Consider the following 16,791-nt stretch of genomic DNA (forward strand, 5'->3'; position numbering starts at 1 on the left):
CTATGTGTTTTTTCTTTTTTTAAAATGCTTATTTTTAACCAATCAGGACTTCAAAACCACCAATTTCAAAATAATCCTTCACCAAATCAACTCTAGCATTACTTGGTTCTTCAATTCCAGCCATCCTATTTTTCATTCCCAGCTTCTCATATTTTCCCGATGCTATTTTATGATAGGGCAAAAGATGGATTCTTTTGATAGCGGTATTTCTTTGAAGATATTGCATCATTTCAATTAAATTCTTTTCCTCATCATTCAAGCCTGGCATCATGGGAAACCGGATATGCACTTCTTTGCCACTTTCCACTAAATAATTGAGGTTTCTAAGAATGGGCTTATTACTAACACCAGTAAATTCAAAATGAGCTTTCTCGTTCATGTGCTTCAAATCGAATAAAATCAAATCCATTAAGTCTGCTGATTCTTGAAACTTTTTCTCGGCTGCATATCCTGTGGTGTCTAATGTTAAATGCAATTCTTTAGATTTAAATAAAGCAGCTGTTTCATTTAAGAACTTGGCTTGTATCATGGGTTCGCCACCTGTAAAAGTCACCCCTCCACCAGATTCATCAAAGAAAGCGCTGTCCTTTTCAACCTCCACTAGAAGTTGTTCTGCTGTGGTTTCCCAACCTAATGTTGAACTTCCTTTGAATTCAAAGTCTAATTTCTGAACTCCTGTAGCGCAGCTCTCTGGATTATGACACCACCAACAAGTCAAAGGGCATCCTTTGAAAAATATACTGGTTCTAATTCCAGGGCCATCGTGAATGGCAAAACGCTTGATATCAAAAACAATACCTCGCATGATCAAATAAATTTAATGATTAATGAAATGATACCATTTTCAAAAGGTTTTTAGTGACCTCTGTAGTGGTATGATGCCGATATTGAATTAAAAATATTTGAGAAAAATCGTAAAGTTCACACTTCATTCAATTCATCGTCGGCATGAAATACTGGAAAGAATGGATTGATCAAAAAATCCAGCACTCAAACAGATGCTGATGGCTATCACCCAAAAGTTGAGTTGCAATATATATATTAGCGTTTTTATTCATTTCAGTTTCAAAAATACGATAATTTCTTTTTCATTAGCAAATTGAATGTTTAAAGAATTACAATACTGTTCTTTTTCAAAAAACACTCTAAATAATCAACAAAAAAGAGGCTTATAAAAAACTAATTTCGACAAAATAACCCTCCCAATAACCATCAAAATTTCACAATTGATTTTATCTGTAATTGCTCTAACTTTGCGCCATGATTTATCCGAATAACTTCGAAACAAAAATAGGCTTCAATAAAATCCGACAAATGCTCTTGGACAACTGTGTGAGTAGCATGGGTGTGGAATGGGTGGACAAACTAAAATTCAGTTCCAATCATAAAAACATTGAGCTCTGGTTAATACAGGTTGAGGAAATGAAAGACCTTTTACTAACTGAAACCTCCTTCCCTACTTATGATTATTTTGACCTACGTCAAGCGCTTGAGGGTATTAGACAAAAAGGAAGTCATATTCCACAAGAAGATTTATTCGATTTGTATACTGCTCTAAAAGTGATGCATAAAATCATCATGATGCTGGATGATAGAGGCGACAAGAATATTGAGATTAGAAAGATTGCTGAACATTTAGAAACAGATATCTCCCTATTAAGAAGAATAGATCAGATTATTGATGATAAGGGTGATATTAAAGACCATGCTTCTGAGGAGCTCTTCGGAATTAGAAAAAAGTTAAGAAGCTTGCAGCGCAATAATGACAGTATTATTAAAGACAGTTTAAAGCTGGCTATTAGCAAGGGCTGGACAAGTCCTGATACAGAGCCAGCCATCAGAAACGGGAGAATGGTGATTCCTTTGGCAGCTTCACATAAGCGTAGAATCCAAGGTTTTATGCATGGTGAATCTGCTACCGGACAAACCGTTTTTGTGGAACCTGCTCAACTTTTCGAGATTAATAATGAGATTAAGGAATTAGAAGCTGCTGAAAAGAGAGCCATCATCAAAATCTTAACTGAAATCGCAGATTTACTGCGCCCAGATATTGAATACTTAAAAAATGCTTTTGTTCAGCTCGGACTCATCGACTTTATCATCTCAAAGGCTCGATTGGCCATTGATTTACATGCCATTAAACCTGATTTACAGGCAAGACCAAAAGTGGACTGGCATGGTGCTCGTCATCCCCTCCTCTACCTTTCGCATCGTGCTCAAAATAAGATGGTGGTTCCTCTAGATATCTCCTTAAGTGACTATAGAAGAATCCTCATCATTTCCGGACCTAATGCTGGTGGCAAATCCGTAAGCTTAAAAACGGTAGGACTAATTCAATATATGCTACAATGTGGTTTACTCATTCCTGTTAAATCGACTTCCATTGCCGGAATATTTAGGCATTTCTTTATTGATATTGGAGACGAACAATCCATTGAAAATGACTTAAGTACCTATAGCTCTCATTTGCTCAATATGAAATATTTTCTTCAGAAAGCTGATGGAAAAACCATATTCCTTATTGATGAATTTGGTAGCGGAACAGAACCCAATTTAGGAGGTGCTATTGCTGAGGCCATTCTAGAAGAACTCAATAATAAAAAATGCTTTGGTGTAATTACTACTCACTTTGCCAATTTGAAATTATTACCCTCCCCAGACAATGGAATGGCTAATGCTGCCATGCTTTTCAACACCAAAGAACTCGAACCTTTATATCAATTGAAGATAGGTCGTCCTGGGAGCTCGTTTACCGTTGAAATTGCCAAGAAGATTGGATTTCCAGAGCGGGTTCTTAAAAAAATAGAATCAAAAGCTGATAGAAAACAATTGGACTTTGAAGAACAATTGCAGCAATTAGATGTGGAGAAAAAGGAACTGGATCAGAAGAAGAAACATGTGGATCTATCTGATGATTTGCTTTCTGAAACCATAGAAAAATATCAAAGCCTTTATGCTCGTTTGCAAAGTGAAAAGAATACTATACTTCATGAAGCTGAAGCCAAAGCTGCTAAGATTTTAGATTCCAGTAATAAATTAATAGAACAAACTATTAAGGAAATAAAAGAAAATCAGGCTGACAAAAGTAAGACTTTAAAAGCAAGGCGAATATTAGAAGAGGAAAAGAGAAAACTAGAGAAAGAACATTTTGACAAATCTAAGTCCTCAAAAAAACCTATTGTCAATATTCACCAAAGGGCTGCCGATGAACTAAAGGAACATACAAAACCTAAAGTAAAAAAAGAAGTTAAGATAGAGCTCAAAAAAGGTCAAAATGTGATCGTTAAAGGTCAGAAAAGAGCTGGAATTCTAAAGGAGATAAAAGGCAAAAAGGCGGTGGTGATATTTGATAATATCAGCATGAGCATTGACTTAAAAAACCTAGAAGGCATTAGCAAGACCAGAGCTCGTGATATGGATAGAAAGGTAACAAGTAATTATAGCAAAATTGCTACTGAACTACATGATAAAGCGGCTAACTTTCAACTCAAACTCGACCTTAGAGGAGAAAGAGTGGAGGATGCTATTCATAAAGTACAGCATTTTATTGACGAAGCCATCCTCTTGAGAATCTATGAAGTACAAATACTACATGGAAAAGGCACAGGAGCCCTAAGACAAGTGATACGAGAATATTTGAGTGGTATCCCAGAAGTAGCCAACTATCAGGATGAACATGTGGAACGAGGTGGCCATGGTATTACTATTGCTACTTTAAGCTATTAGCTATTGGCTGTTCACTATTTGCCTATAGCCAAAAACCTCCATCCCAAAAGAAATGAAGGTTTAGTTTTTAATTTTTATTGAGGTTTTATCCCTTTATCCAATTGATAATTTCTTCATCATCAGGTGATGTTTTTGTAGAAATCACTTTTTCTAATTGACCATCAGCACTAATTAAGTATTTCTGAAAATTCCATTTCACTTTAGAATCCTCAAATCCATTGAGTTCTTTTGATGTTAACCATTTATAAACATCAGATTGGTCATCACCTTTTACAGATATTTTACTCATCATAGGGAAGGTAACTCCATAATTAACTGAGCAAAAAGTTTTGATTTCTTCGTTGGTTCCTGGTTCTTGTTTCATGAAGTTATTGGCTGGAAAGCCAATGATTACGAAATCATCTCCACCGTATTCAGTATAAACTTGCTGTAATTGCTCGTACTGCTTGGTATAACCACATTTACTAGCCACGTTAACCACCATTACCTTTTTTCCTTTTAACTGCTCTAGAGCAAATGGTTCTCCATTAATATCTTCCACAGTATATGAGTAGAATGAGGATTGGGCATTTATAGCTGTGACCAACAAAATACTTATAAATATTAGACTGTATTTTTTCATTGTTTTTTTTGTTTAAATTATTTTAAACAAAGTTAAACATAAAGAGCAATAGTTTATAGATTTATTTGTTAGAAAATAGTTAAGGAAGAATCGTTCTAGAAATCGTGAAGGATGATAGCCTTGGAGATTTACATAGAGCATAATTGAAATGCATGAATGGATAGCGTCATGAGTTCTTTAGATTCCAGGGCTCCAATCCTCTCGTACACTCAAGGCTTTGATCCCTTTCATTTCTCTAAACAAATACAGCTCAAGAGAGCTTTGTTACGACTAAAATCAAAAACAAAACCCTTGTCAGTTAAACTAACAAGGGCTTTTCCATATCCTAAAATTCTATCTAAACTATTGACAAGAATTAAATATAATCTTCAGTTGGGGCGCAAGTGCAGAATAAATTTCTATCACCATAGGCATCATCAATTCTTCCAACGGCTGGCCAATATTTATCTTCGTTAGACCAATCTCTTGGGAAGGCAGCTTGTTGACGACCATAAGGCTTGTCCCACTCATTTGCAGTAACCATTCCTGCTGTATGTGGTGCATTCTTAATAATATTGTCTTTCTTATCTGCTTTACCCTCCTCTATCTCTCTAATCTCTTCACGGATAGACTTCATGGCATCAATAAAACGATTCAACTCACTCAATGGCTCACTTTCTGTTGGCTCTACCATTAAAGTTCCAACTACAGGGAAAGCTACTGTTGGCGCGTGGAAACCAAAGTCCATTAAACGCTTAGCAATATCTATTACCTGAAGCCCCGCTGTTTGAGAGAACTTATTACAATCGATAATCATTTCATGAGCAACTCTACCTTTGTTTCCAGTATAAAGAATTGGATAATCATCCTTTAAGCTATCTTTCAAATAATTGGCATTTAATATAGCATACTTAGTAGCATCTAATAATCCTTCACCACCTAAAAGCTTAATATATCCGTAAGAAATAGGTAAAATGGAAGCACTTCCAAATGGAGCTGCCGCGACAGGAGAAATTCCTTTTTTGCCACCAGTTTGAAATACTGGATGTCCAGGTAAGAATTCAACTAAATGAGCTGCTACACCAATAGGACCAACTCCAGGACCACCACCACCATGAGGGATAGAAAAAGTCTTATGTAAATTTAAGTGGCAAACGTCAGCACCAATAAAACCAGGATTGGTAATACCTACCTGAGCATTCATATTAGCACCATCCATATAAACTTGTCCGCCATTGGCATGAACTATCTCTAGAGCTTCAGTAACACCTTTCTCATATACACCATGTGTACTGGGATAAGTCACCATTAAAGCACCTAAATTATCTTTATGTAATTCTGCTTTCTCGCGTAAATCATTAATATCAATTTCACCATTATCGGTGGCTTTCACAACGACTACCTTAAAACCAGCAACTACAGAACTTGCAGGATTGGTTCCATGGGCAGAAGAAGGGATTAAACAGATATTTCTATCATGGTCTCCTCTACTTTCGTGATAAGCACGAATCACCATTAATCCAGAATATTCACCATTGGCACCACTATTGGGTTGGAAAGACATACCAGCGAAACCAGTAATCTCACAAAGATCGCTTTCTAAATCTTGAATCAACTCTAAATAACCTTCCACCTGATCTCTTGGAACAAATGGGTGGATATTACCAAATTCTGGCCAGCTTAATGAAAACAAGGTTGCTGCAGGATTTAGCTTCATGGTACAAGAGCCCAAAGGAATCATAGAGCGATTTAAAGATAAGTCTTTAATCTCTAATTTCTTTAAATATCTCATCATTTCAGTTTCTGAATGATAAGAATTAAATACCGCATGAGTTAAATAATCAGAAGTTCTTTGGAATGCTTCAGGAATGATATTCTCTGAAACCAAATCATCCATAGCTACTGATTCACCATCCTCAGATTGAGCAAAAACTTCAAGAATATCGTTTAAATCATCTAAGGTAGTAGTTTCGTTAATGGAAATCCCTACTGCATCCTCAAAATACCTAAGGTTCATTTCTTTGTTTAAAGCAGCTTGAGCTATCAAAGCAATATTCTCTATACCAGAAATATATAAAGTATCAAAGAAAACTTCATTCTCTTGTTGATATCCTAAAGCTTCCAACCCATCAGATAATGCTACTGCATTTTGATGAATATCTTGAGCTATTTCTTTCAACCCTTTTGGACCATGATAAGCAGCATACATGGCAGCCATACTCGCTAAAAGAGCTTGGGCTGTACAAATATTTGAAGTTGCTTTTTCGCGTTTGATATGTTGTTCGCGAGTTTGAAGTGCCATTCTTAAAGCAGGATTACCTTGGCTATCTTTGGAGATACCGATAATTCTACCTGGCATATTTCTTTTGAACTTATCAGAAGTGGCTAAGAAACCTGCATGAGGCCCACCAAAACCCATAGGAACACCAAAACGTTGAGATGACCCAATAACGATATCGGCACCCCACTCGCCTGGAGCTTTCAATAATAATAAGCTCATTAAATCAGCAGCAGCAATTACCAATGCTTCTTGAGTATGAGCCATTTCAACCACCTTAGTATAATCAATAACTGCTCCTCTGTCATTTGGATATTGAAGAATGATTCCAAAATAAGTATCATCCATTTCAACACATTGGAAATCGCCAATGATCAATTCAATGCCTAGTGGCTTCGATCTTGTTTCAAGTAAGGCAATAGTTTGAGGGAAGATATCTTTATCCACAAAAAACTTATTGGCACCAGTCTTAGTTTTTGCTCTACTTCTGGCATTAAAAGCCATCAACATAGCCTCTGCTGCAGCTGTACCTTCGTCGAGAAGAGAACAATTGGAGAGTGGCATAGCTGTAAGATCTGAAATGACCGTTTGGAAATTCAATAAGGCTTCTAATCTACCTTGAGAAATCTCTGCTTGATAAGGAGTATAAGCTGTATACCAGCCTGCATTCTCCAACATATTCCTCTGAATGACCGGAGGAAGAATGGTAGGATAATATCCCATTCCAGTAAAACTACGGAATTGTTTATTTTTCTGACCTAAGGATTTTAAATGATTTATATATTCAAATTCATTAATACCATCTGCTAAATCAAGTGGTTTTTCTAAACGTACTTGATCGGGAACAGTATCGTAAATAAGTTCATCGATATTGGCAACGCCAATTTTCTCCAACATCATTGGTAAATCCTCTTCGCGGATTCCCAAATGACGAGCAACAAAGTTATTGGTTATCATTATCTTACGTGTTTAAAATATGATTTTTTACAAAGCCCAAAGTTAATGACTTTAACAGATTTATGAATAAGTATTTCCCTTATCCTTGATATTTAACAAAATAATTTAATTTTGCAGCAAAATAACAATTAAGAAATGGGAAGAGCATTTGAATACAGAAGAGCAGCAAAAGAAAAACGCTGGGACAAAATGTCTAAAGTTTTTCCAAGATTAGCAAAAACGATCACCATGGCCGCCAAAGAAGGCGGACCTGATCCGGATATGAATCCGAGACTAAGAACTGCCATTCAGAATGCCAAAGGGCAAAACATGCCTAAAGATAATATTGACAATGCCATAAAAAGAGCTGCCGGTAAAGATGCTGATGCTTATACCGAAATTTCTTACGAAGGGAAAGGTCCTCATGGTGTTTTGGTATTTGTGGAATGTGCCACAGACAACTCCACTCGTACGGTTGCCAATGTAAAATCATATTTCAATAAAGCGGGCGGTTCTATGGTTCCATCGGGTTCTTTAGAGTTTATGTTTAACCGTAAAGCGGTTTTTGAAATTGAGAAAGAAGAGCATGATATTGAAGATTTAGAATTGGAGTTGATTGATGCAGGTTTAGAAGAGATTGAAGCCGTTGACGACACAATATTCATCTATGCTGATTATACCAATTTCGGAACCTTAGGCAGTGCCATTGAAGACATGAAATTAGAAGTGAAGAAAGCCACATTAAATAGATTCCCCACCTCTCCAGTAGAATTTACTGAAGAGCAATTACAGGACATCGAAAAGATGATGGATAAAATAGAAGATGATGACGACGTGCAAAATGTTTATACTAATATTTTGTAGCAGATTCTGAATCTAATATAATTTAGAAAAAGCCATTCAATTTATTTTGGATGGCTTTTTTTTGAGCTAGCAATAATTATTCCATCTGTTATTAAAGCTTATAATGTAATTATCTTAATTTTACTTTTAAATTAAAGAAATAAAAAAATGGATATTGAATCAGTTTTAATTTTTAGTGTCATTATAGCTGCGGTTTTTCTGAATTTTACCATGACTCATTTTCGAAAAGCATCTTGGTTTCCATATTCTACTAGATGGATAATTTCGATTGCTCTATCGATGATAGGCTTGATAGGTTTTATCTTTTTCAGACATAAAAGTCTTGAGGAGGTCTGGGCCAGTACCATCCTTTTTTCACCATTAATTTTAACCATCATAGATAGTTTTTTTAGGCATTTGAGTTTTAAATATCAAGATCGAGAATGGCAATTTTACACAAGCTTAGATAGTGCTTTCCCCCAAAATGAATCTGAATATAGTTTATGGGATATTGTATTTACTATTTTAAGCTTATTTTTAATTTTCATCATGATTCTGTTATCATACTATATTGCTGATTTGAACTCGCTGTATTATATAGAAAACGCTCCAAAATAATACTAGGCCTCCTTTCACTTGAACTTTATTAGAAAACCACTGCTTATCCAAAATGTATACATCTTCTACCAAATTGTTTAAGTGCTAATTAGCCTTCATTTCTCAACTTTGCATCATAATAATTTGAACAAAATATAGAATGATGACTCAAAAGAATAAATTTGGTAAAAAAGGATGGACTCCGGAATTAATGAAGTCCCAGAAAGACAAAACATTTGTTATAACAGGCACTACCAGTGGTACAGGATTTGAAGCAACGCGAATACTTTTATCCAAAGGAGCAAAAGTGGTGATGTTGAATCGTAACCCAAAAAAATCGGATGACGTCATTGCAAAGTTAAAACAAGAGCTTGGTGCCAATATAGAGGTGTCAGCTATAAAAATGGACCTTGGTATTCAAGATTCTGTTAAACAAGCCGCAAAAGAGGTTCTTAAGAAAGTTGATCGCATTGATGCACTTATGTGTAATGGAGCAATAGCTCAGGTGCCAAAACGAACGACTACTAAAGAGGGATGGGAAAGCCAAATGGGTGTTAATTACTTTGGACACTTTACACTCCAAGCTATTCTATATCCATTGATTGAAAAATCCAAGGGGCGTATTGTAACAGTAGGTAGTATGGGTTATGATATGGGACTTAAAACCATCAAATTTGATGATTTGAACTGGGAAAAAGATTATACTGCTAATGACGCCTATAGCCAAAGTAAATTGGCACAAATTATGACCATTTATGAATTACAGAATAGATTGGAAAAAGCGAGTAAAACAGATGTGAAAGCCTATGCTTGTCATCCAGGTTCTTCAAGAACCAACTTAATAAATACCAGTGGTAGTTTTATGATGAAGATTATTTTTGGTCTGATGAAATTTTCACCTTTAACACAGCCTGCTGAGAATGGTGCTTATCCTGAACTAATGTGTGCAACAGAAGAGGATTCAGACCAAAGTGCTTTTTACGGACCTACCGGACGTAGTAATTGGGTTGGGCCTGTTGGTGCTCATCACATAGAAGCTCATGCTAAGGACAAAGCTGTAGCAAAGAGGCTATGGGATTTATCAGAAAAAGAAACAGGTATTACATGGAATTTTTAAATCTCTAAAACACAAAAACAATGGACATATTAAAAGCAGCAACAGATTGGGCAAAAGCCGAAGTTTTCTCTACCTCCTTCTTTATTCTTTTTGGAATCGCTTTTGTGGCCGCAAGCATAGGTTTCTGGCACTTAGGAAAAACAGATTTAGCGAAAGCATATATCATACCCACTTTAGTAGCCGGAGCCATGCTTATGACCATCGGATTTGGATTGCTCTTCACCAACAAAGCAAGAATTTCACAATTTGAAAAAGCCTATAATAAAGACACCTCTGCCTTTATTAAATCAGAAACTGCTCGTGTAGATGCTACATTGAAAGAATACAATACTGTAGTTTTTAAGGCTATTCCCCTTATTATCATAGTAGCTGCATTGCTCATTATACTTATCAATACTCCTATTTGGCGAGCCATTAGCATTACAACTATTGCTATGCTCATAGTTATTTTAATAATCGATGGAACAGCTTATGCCAGAATTAGTGAATATAAAGAACAACTCACTATAGTAGAAAAATAGAAAGAGAATAAACGTAAAACAGCAAATTCAACTGGATTTAATAAAAACCTTAATTTTGTATTAATGAATAGCATCAACTTTAAAAATATAACGGAATTTAATCAGGCTCAGAATTTGCCTGAGCCCGAGAATCCTCTCTTTAGTATTGGTCATAAAAAGCTAAGTGCTGAGGAAATTGAAAATTGCGTTTCTTCAAAAGGTGAAGTGAGCTATACCAATCAATTTTATGTCATCAGTTTGAAGAACATTGTTTCGGGTGAAATTCTTTATGGCCGCACAAAATATGATTGCAGCACAGGAACTTTGTTGTTTTCTGCACCTCATCAAACCTATACTGTAAAAGATATTGTAATCAGTTCGGAATCATGGTTTATGGCTTTTCACGAAGATTTTATTCGAGGATTGGATATTCAAAAGCAAATCAAGAAGTACAACTTCTTTAATTATAATGTAAACGAAGCACTTCATCTTTCGCCAAAGGAAGAGAAAACCTTAAAATCAGTTTTTCGTAATATTGAAGCAGAATACCAAAACAATCAGGATGAATTTAGCAAGGAAATTATCTTAACTCATTTGGAAGCTTTATTAAAATATGCTGACCGATTTTACAAACGCCAATTCTTGAATCGTAAAGATATCAATAAGGCACTATTTACACGATTCACTGAAATACTAGATGAGTATTTAGAGTCAGGCCAATTAGAAGAAAAAGGAATTCCAACGGTGGAGTGGATTGCAGATAAACTGAGTGTCAGTCGTAGGTATATGAGTGATACTATTAAAGCCGAAACTGGAAAAACAGCTATTGACCAAATTAATTTATATTTGGTAGAAGAAGCAAAAAACCTGCTGCTTTCGCCTCATGCCACTATTTCAGAAACTGCATATAAACTGGGTTTTGAATATCCTCAATATTTTTCACGCTTGTTTAAAAAGAAAACAGGGATTAGTCCTAAGGAATATATAGAAAATGCAATACTAAACTAAACACCCGCTAGGTCATTTTTGCAATCGACTAAATATACTAAACTGAATTAAAATCATGCATTATGTGCCATCGGAAAACATTTCCGATGGAGCGTTTTTCGCGAAATCTATACCAGGATCAGATTTACAATCCAACCACAAAAAACTTTGATGAAAATAATTTAACCTATTAAAACCATTCTTATTAAATTTACCTGAATTTTATTTTTAAAACCATGCACATTGAACATACAAAAGCTCCAGATTTAATCACCAATAATTGGTCTGGAGGAACCACAACACAATTAGCCATATTTCCAAAAAACGCCAATTATAAAAAGCAGAACTTTCTATTTAGAATAAGTACCGCCACTGTTGAAACTGAGGAATCGAGTTTTACTAAATTGCCCAATGTAGCTCGGAAACTCATTATCTTAGATGGAGAAATTAAAATTGACCATGAGAATCATCACTCCAAAACGATTAAGAAATTTGAGCAAGATGCGTTCTCAGGCGATTGGAATACTAAGAGTTACGGGAAAGCGACCGATTTTAACTTAATGTTAAAAGGCGAGTGCACAGGCGAAATTGAGGCGATTACATTTCACCATCTTAAAAGTATTTCTCTAAAACCTAATTTTAAATACTATGGTTTCTACATTTTTAAAGGAGAGACAAAACTATCTATTCAAGATCAATCAATTATTGCTAGTAAAGGTGAAGTCATCAGTATTTATTCAGAAAATGAAATTGGGAAGATAGATTTTAAAGCCTCTCTCGAATGCGAGATGATTTTGTGTAGAATAAATTATTAGATGAAATTGTTGCTGCTTAGCATTATATTTCTTGGTTCCTTAAGCCATTTGATTTACACTCTCAGCCTACCCAAAAAACGCCTCAAAACTACTTAGTGACTCTTCGTAAAATCCCTTGTGGCTCTTCGTGACACAGCTTTTCAACATCCTGCCCCGCATAAAAGGACAAGCTCCACAAAGAAAACTCATAGCATCTCAAAAAAGGATATACAAGCTATAGCAAATCATTAAAAAAGAAATATAATTAAATACATTTAGAATTCTCTCCATTTTCTAATTTTAAATCAGGGTAATTTTTCTATTTTTACAAAAACATAAACAATCTCCATAATCATGAAAAAGACCTTATTATTTGTATTTATTGCCACAATATTATTTAGTTGTTCTCCAGAAGAAAAAAAACAGACCGTTTTTGAACAGTGGAGGGGAGAAAATAGAGATGGTAAATATCAGGAACAAGATCTTTTAAAAACATGGCCAGAGGAAGGCCCAGAATTATTATGGTTTAATGAAGATTTGGGAGAAGGCTATGGTTCTCCTATCATCACTGACAGTGCATTATACATTATAGCTTCTAGAGATAGCATTGCTACGGTTGTGGCTTTTGATATAAATGGAAATATAAAATGGCAAAAGGATTTTGGCTCTGAATGGAATACCAGTTATCCAGGAACAAGGTCCACCCCTACTCTAATAAATGATCTTCTCTATGTCTCATCTGGAAGAGGCGATATATCGTGTATGAAAAGTAAAAATGGTGACATTATTTGGTCTAAAAGCTTGTTGACTGATTTTCATGGAAAAACACCCTATTTTGGATACGCACAATCTTTACTTATTAATGATAGCATGGTGTATGCTATGCCCGGAGGAGCCGACACCAATATTGTTGCACTAAATAGATATAATGGAAATATTATTTGGATATCTAAAGCCAAGGGAGAAATACCAGCCTATAACTCGCCAAAAATAGTTGACATTAATGGAAATCAAGTTCTTGTCACCTACTCCAAAGAAAACTTTATGGGTATAGATGCAAAAACAGGAAATCTACTTTGGAGTGAGTCTTTTACTTCAAAATATCCAAACCATGCCAACACTGTTATATATGAGGATAGCTCAATATTTACTGCGGCCCCCATAGGTCATGGTTTATTAAAGTATAAATTATCTGAGGATGGTTCATCAATAACAAAGATATGGCATGATACCATCATTGGAAATTATTTCGGAGGAATGATCAAATTGGGTGACAAATTATACACTGGAGCAGGAGGAAGAAGTAAAGATCTACTGATGCTCAATGCAAATACAGGAGCCATTATGGATTCTCTTGAAACAGGGAATGGTTCGATCATTTATGCAGATGGAATGCTTTATACCTATGCACATAAAAGAGGAAATGTTTGTTTGGTCAATCCTGAAACTTTTGAAATTAAGGGAAGTTTTAACGTCAAAAAAGGAACAAAAGAACATTTCTCTCATCCTGTGATCAAAAATGGGGTGCTGTATATCAGACATGGAAATGCATTACTTGCTTACGATATCAAGCTAAAAAAATAAGCTATTCCATAATCAGTAATTGAATCTTGATACGCGCTTAATTACAAAAATTCGGAAACAATAAAGGTGAGTCATATTATAATTTATGACCCACCTTTTCATTTAGAAACCTTTGGTTTATCTTGCAATATGTATTTTCTCAACCACAGAATAATCCTCCGAAGTTACTTTAATAAAATACTCTCCCTGAGGAAACTGGCTGACAACAATCTTCTCATCCTGAAGAACCCTCTCTTTTGACAAGAGTAATTCTCCTAACATCTTATAAATTTCTATATTCTGAGGCTTACTAGAGGATTGGATATAAACCCAATTGGAGCTAGGGTTTGGATACATATTTGCAACAGATCAACTTTTTCAATACCAGTAAAACAACCAACTTCAAAGATTTCCTCCTCTGCAAACACTGAAGATATACCCGATTGGTCCATAACCTGAACACTACAATGATAAATTCCATCAGCTAATTCAGAAATCGTATACTGAAGACTCATTCCTATATTTCCTTGCTTGGGCATGTAGTGAAACCCAGAATTTTCAGATTTTGGATCAATGATAGATTGAGAACAAAATACATCACCCATTCCAGGAGCACTTCCAACATAAATATTATACTGCAAAGTTTCTATTGGAATATGGTCATCATAGGAAGCTGACTAAGTCAACATCAGGCTATTATCATTTACTTCTGAAATCAGATCCGTTGGAGAATCAGGAGCCTAGTTTATACTATTTATATTATCTATTTGCATCATTGATAAATATACCCACATCTGTATCGCCTAAGCTATCATAACCTATGGCAAAAACATCCAAATCTCCTTCATTATCAATATCAGATAGATCAATTGTTCCAGATCCAAACCCAGGAATACTATGTGTTAAATTGGTGAATGAGCCATTCTCATTTATAAATATTTTAGTTGATATATATATAAGATGGGGCATCCCCTGTCATGATAACATCCATATCCCCATCGTTATCAATATCCCCTGGAATAACTATAATATTTGAATTACTGGTGCGCACTCCAAACAATCCAGTATTATCCCACTCAAAACCTTCTCGATTGTTTTTATAAACAACAAAAGCAATGATGATGGTCATGTAATGTTTAACTAAGCATAAACCTATTTAAGATTTTTGAATAAATGCTCACTATTATGTGAAATTATTCATAACCTTGTATGGAAATAAAACAACTTAATATCACAACGAAATGAAAAACTCTATATTACTACTATTTATACTCTTAATTATAACTACAAGCTGTACATTTAAAGAAGAAAAACACACCTCATATGTTCTAAAAAATAAAAACCTTCAAATCCATGTTGATCTTCCGGAGGAAGGTTATAAAGCTTCTAGATTTGATTGGACAGGTAAAATTACTGCTGTAAAATACAAAGGCATTTATGTTTCTGGAACTGAAAAATTAAACCATAAGTACAGCATGATATATGGGGAAGGTTTTTATAATGAATTTGGGATAGATAGACCTATCGGTTTTGAGGATATTAAACAAGGTGATTATTTTCATAAAATAGGAATCGGACGATTAAAAAAAGAAGGGGAACAATATCAATTTAGTAAAAACTATGAAATTGAGCCTGCAAAATTTAATATTACTGAGGAATCCAATAAACTAATCATTGAATGTAGTGCTCCAAATGCTAATGGTTATTCCTATGAATTGAAAAAAGAAATTGAATTATTAGAAAGTGGTTTTGTGATTAGATATCATCTACGGAATACCGGCGAAAAAACCATAATGACTAATGAATATACTCACAATTTTCTTGCTATCAATAGAGAATTAATGGGGAGTCATTATATCTTAAGATTTCCCTTTCAAATTAAACCCGAATCATTTGGAGCTACTGTTAATCCAGAGGGGAAAGTGATCATTGGACAAAAGGAAATATCATTTAATGAAACTCCAAACGAACAATTTTTCTTCAGTAATCTTTCAGGAAATGAAAATATTGAAGCATCTTGGGAATTAATCAATACCAAAAGCAAAATAGGGATTAGTGAAAAAGCAAGCTTTAAAACCCCTAAAGTAAATGTTTGGGGGTGGAAACATGTCATTAGTCCGGAGTTATTCTTTGATATAAATGTGGAACCAAATCAGGTTGTGGAGTGGTCAAGAACCTATACTGTATTTGAAATAAATTGATAAATATCATATTTACTGGGTAGGCTTTTACCTTAATAGCCAACCTGATATTAACCTCTGATCAGTATCAAAAGCACACAATTCATAAAAAATACTTCCATCAGAGCATTGTAATTGCTTTTATTATAATGAGTCAAATCAATTTCGCTTTCCAATAGTTGCAATTCAAATGTATACACCATCCATCTCTAAAATACTTATCACTCCAATTCCTTCTTATAAGTCTCAGGAATAAATAAGGCCACAATCACTCCAATCACACATGAAGCCATTAAATAATAAACAGGCATCCAAACATCTCCCCCACTTTGCTTGACCAACCAGGTACAAACCAATGGTGTAGTTCCTCCAAAAATGGCAAGGGAAAAATTATAGCTGATAGACAAGCCGGTATATCTCACTTTTGCAGGAAAAGACTCCGTCATTAAGGCAGGCATCACAGCTTGAAACATTGCTTCAAAAACAGCAAATACCAACATAGCTATTAATATGGCCTCAAAAGTATTCTCAAACATCAAAGCAAATAGCGGATAACTAAAAATAATAAATCCGAGGAGGGATAAAAACAGTACTGTCTTTCTGCCAATTTTATCTGTTAAATGACCAAAAAGAGGAATCATCAACATCAATACTATTAAGGTAATGGTG

The 16,791-nt window shown here is 34.9% G+C and carries 17 protein-coding genes; 9 read left to right on the top strand and 8 right to left on the bottom strand.

From position 1 onward, the window contains the following. Positions 1-34 precede the first annotated feature (34 nt). A complete protein-coding gene (locus HNS38_RS06185; protein WP_172277078.1) occupies positions 35-805 on the bottom strand; it encodes a glycyl-radical enzyme activating protein in 771 nt (256 codons plus the stop codon). Between the two features lie 455 nt (positions 806-1,260). Here HNS38_RS06185 and HNS38_RS06190 point away from each other — a divergent pair, with 455 nt between their 5' ends. After that, positions 1,261-3,726: an endonuclease MutS2 gene (locus HNS38_RS06190; RefSeq protein WP_172277075.1), complete on the top strand. Its 2,466-nt coding sequence runs from the start codon at positions 1,261-1,263 to the stop codon at positions 3,724-3,726. A gap of 85 nt (positions 3,727-3,811) precedes the next feature. Here the strand turns inward: HNS38_RS06190 and HNS38_RS06195 are convergent, their stop codons facing one another. Together HNS38_RS06195 and gcvP are read right to left on the bottom strand one after the other, a co-directional pair. Then, positions 3,812-4,348, bottom strand: a complete 537-nt coding sequence (locus tag HNS38_RS06195; protein ID WP_172277072.1) for a glutathione peroxidase — start codon at positions 4,346-4,348, stop codon at positions 3,812-3,814. Positions 4,349-4,703: 355 nt separating this feature from the next. Then, a complete protein-coding gene (gene gcvP / locus HNS38_RS06200) occupies positions 4,704-7,562 on the bottom strand; it encodes an aminomethyl-transferring glycine dehydrogenase (RefSeq protein WP_172346154.1) in 2,859 nt (952 codons plus the stop codon). A 135-nt stretch (positions 7,563-7,697) separates the two neighbouring features. Here gcvP and HNS38_RS06205 point away from each other — a divergent pair, with 135 nt between their 5' ends. The 7 genes from HNS38_RS06205 (at position 7,698) to HNS38_RS06235 (ending at position 13,963) form a co-directional block, all read left to right on the top strand. Then, positions 7,698-8,405, top strand: a complete 708-nt coding sequence (locus tag HNS38_RS06205; RefSeq protein ID WP_172277066.1) for a YebC/PmpR family DNA-binding transcriptional regulator — start codon at positions 7,698-7,700, stop codon at positions 8,403-8,405. A gap of 147 nt (positions 8,406-8,552) precedes the next feature. Then, entirely contained in the window at positions 8,553-9,002 is a 450-nt protein-coding gene (locus tag HNS38_RS06210; protein ID WP_172277063.1) for a hypothetical protein, read from the top strand. 142 nt (positions 9,003-9,144) lie between these two features. After that, entirely contained in the window at positions 9,145-10,098 is a 954-nt protein-coding gene (locus HNS38_RS06215) for an SDR family oxidoreductase (protein ID WP_172346155.1), read from the top strand. Positions 10,099-10,118: 20 nt separating this feature from the next. Next, on the top strand, positions 10,119-10,619 hold the full coding sequence (locus tag HNS38_RS06220; protein ID WP_172346156.1) for a hypothetical protein: 501 nt from the start codon (positions 10,119-10,121) through the stop codon (positions 10,617-10,619). Between the two features lie 63 nt (positions 10,620-10,682). Continuing rightward, a complete protein-coding gene (locus HNS38_RS06225; protein ID WP_172277054.1) occupies positions 10,683-11,606 on the top strand; it encodes an AraC family transcriptional regulator in 924 nt (307 codons plus the stop codon). A gap of 215 nt (positions 11,607-11,821) precedes the next feature. Continuing rightward, complete coding sequence (locus HNS38_RS06230) at positions 11,822-12,400, top strand: HutD family protein (protein WP_172277051.1); 579 nt, start codon at positions 11,822-11,824, stop codon at positions 12,398-12,400. Positions 12,401-12,733: 333 nt separating this feature from the next. Further along, complete coding sequence (locus HNS38_RS06235) at positions 12,734-13,963, top strand: PQQ-binding-like beta-propeller repeat protein (RefSeq protein WP_172346157.1); 1,230 nt, start codon at positions 12,734-12,736, stop codon at positions 13,961-13,963. A gap of 117 nt (positions 13,964-14,080) precedes the next feature. Here the strand turns inward: HNS38_RS06235 and HNS38_RS06240 are convergent, their stop codons facing one another. The 4 genes from HNS38_RS06240 to HNS38_RS06255 form a co-directional block, all read right to left on the bottom strand. Next, positions 14,081-14,299: a T9SS type A sorting domain-containing protein gene (locus HNS38_RS06240; RefSeq protein ID WP_172277045.1), complete on the bottom strand. Its 219-nt coding sequence runs from the start codon at positions 14,297-14,299 to the stop codon at positions 14,081-14,083. Next, positions 14,236-14,583, bottom strand: a complete 348-nt coding sequence (locus HNS38_RS06245) for a hypothetical protein (protein WP_172346143.1) — start codon at positions 14,581-14,583, stop codon at positions 14,236-14,238. The genes HNS38_RS06240 and HNS38_RS06245 overlap by 64 nt, the downstream gene beginning before the upstream one ends. A gap of 118 nt (positions 14,584-14,701) precedes the next feature. After that, positions 14,702-14,911, bottom strand: coding sequence for a hypothetical protein (locus HNS38_RS06250; RefSeq protein ID WP_172277042.1), 210 nt, complete (start codon positions 14,909-14,911; stop codon positions 14,702-14,704). Next, entirely contained in the window at positions 14,883-15,071 is a 189-nt protein-coding gene (locus HNS38_RS06255; protein ID WP_172277039.1) for a hypothetical protein, read from the bottom strand. Before HNS38_RS06255 ends, HNS38_RS06250 begins: the two co-directional genes overlap by 29 nt. Positions 15,072-15,183: 112 nt before the next feature. Here HNS38_RS06255 and HNS38_RS06260 point away from each other — a divergent pair, with 112 nt between their 5' ends. Then, the gene (locus HNS38_RS06260; protein WP_216663650.1) at positions 15,184-16,143 is read left to right on the top strand and encodes a hypothetical protein; all 960 of its coding nucleotides are present in this window, start codon (positions 15,184-15,186) and stop codon (positions 16,141-16,143) included. A gap of 200 nt (positions 16,144-16,343) precedes the next feature. Here the strand turns inward: HNS38_RS06260 and HNS38_RS06265 are convergent. Then, positions 16,344-16,791 (bottom strand): MFS transporter (locus tag HNS38_RS06265; protein ID WP_172346158.1); only part of this gene is annotated, 448 nt, incomplete at its 5' end.

Origin of the sequence: Lentimicrobium sp. L6 (assembly GCF_013166655.1) — a bacterium.
Classification (GTDB): domain Bacteria; phylum Bacteroidota; class Bacteroidia; order Bacteroidales; family UBA12170; genus UBA12170.

Bases quoted from the DNA above. Each gene is read 5' to 3' on its own strand.
- HNS38_RS06185 (WP_172277078.1), bottom strand. From the start codon at position 805: ATGCGAGGTATTGTTTTTGATATCAAGCGTTTTGCCATTCACGATGGC.
- HNS38_RS06210 (WP_172277063.1), top strand. From the start codon at position 8,553: ATGGATATTGAATCAGTTTTAATTTTTAGTGTCATTATAGCTGCGGTT.
- HNS38_RS06235 (WP_172346157.1), top strand. From the start codon at position 12,734: ATGAAAAAGACCTTATTATTTGTATTTATTGCCACAATATTATTTAGT.
- gcvP (WP_172346154.1), bottom strand. From the start codon at position 7,562: ATGATAACCAATAACTTTGTTGCTCGTCATTTGGGAATCCGCGAAGAG.
- HNS38_RS06240 (WP_172277045.1), bottom strand. From the start codon at position 14,299: ATGTATCCAAACCCTAGCTCCAATTGGGTTTATATCCAATCCTCTAGT.
- HNS38_RS06190 (WP_172277075.1), top strand. From the start codon at position 1,261: ATGATTTATCCGAATAACTTCGAAACAAAAATAGGCTTCAATAAAATC.
- HNS38_RS06205 (WP_172277066.1), top strand. From the start codon at position 7,698: ATGGGAAGAGCATTTGAATACAGAAGAGCAGCAAAAGAAAAACGCTGG.
- HNS38_RS06260 (WP_216663650.1), top strand. From the start codon at position 15,184: ATGAAAAACTCTATATTACTACTATTTATACTCTTAATTATAACTACA.
- HNS38_RS06220 (WP_172346156.1), top strand. From the start codon at position 10,119: ATGGACATATTAAAAGCAGCAACAGATTGGGCAAAAGCCGAAGTTTTC.
- HNS38_RS06230 (WP_172277051.1), top strand. From the start codon at position 11,822: ATGCACATTGAACATACAAAAGCTCCAGATTTAATCACCAATAATTGG.
- HNS38_RS06250 (WP_172277042.1), bottom strand. From the start codon at position 14,911: ATGCCCCATCTTATATATATATCAACTAAAATATTTATAAATGAGAAT.
- HNS38_RS06255 (WP_172277039.1), bottom strand. From the start codon at position 15,071: ATGACCATCATCATTGCTTTTGTTGTTTATAAAAACAATCGAGAAGGT.
- HNS38_RS06225 (WP_172277054.1), top strand. From the start codon at position 10,683: ATGAATAGCATCAACTTTAAAAATATAACGGAATTTAATCAGGCTCAG.
- HNS38_RS06215 (WP_172346155.1), top strand. From the start codon at position 9,145: ATGACTCAAAAGAATAAATTTGGTAAAAAAGGATGGACTCCGGAATTA.
- HNS38_RS06195 (WP_172277072.1), bottom strand. From the start codon at position 4,348: ATGAAAAAATACAGTCTAATATTTATAAGTATTTTGTTGGTCACAGCT.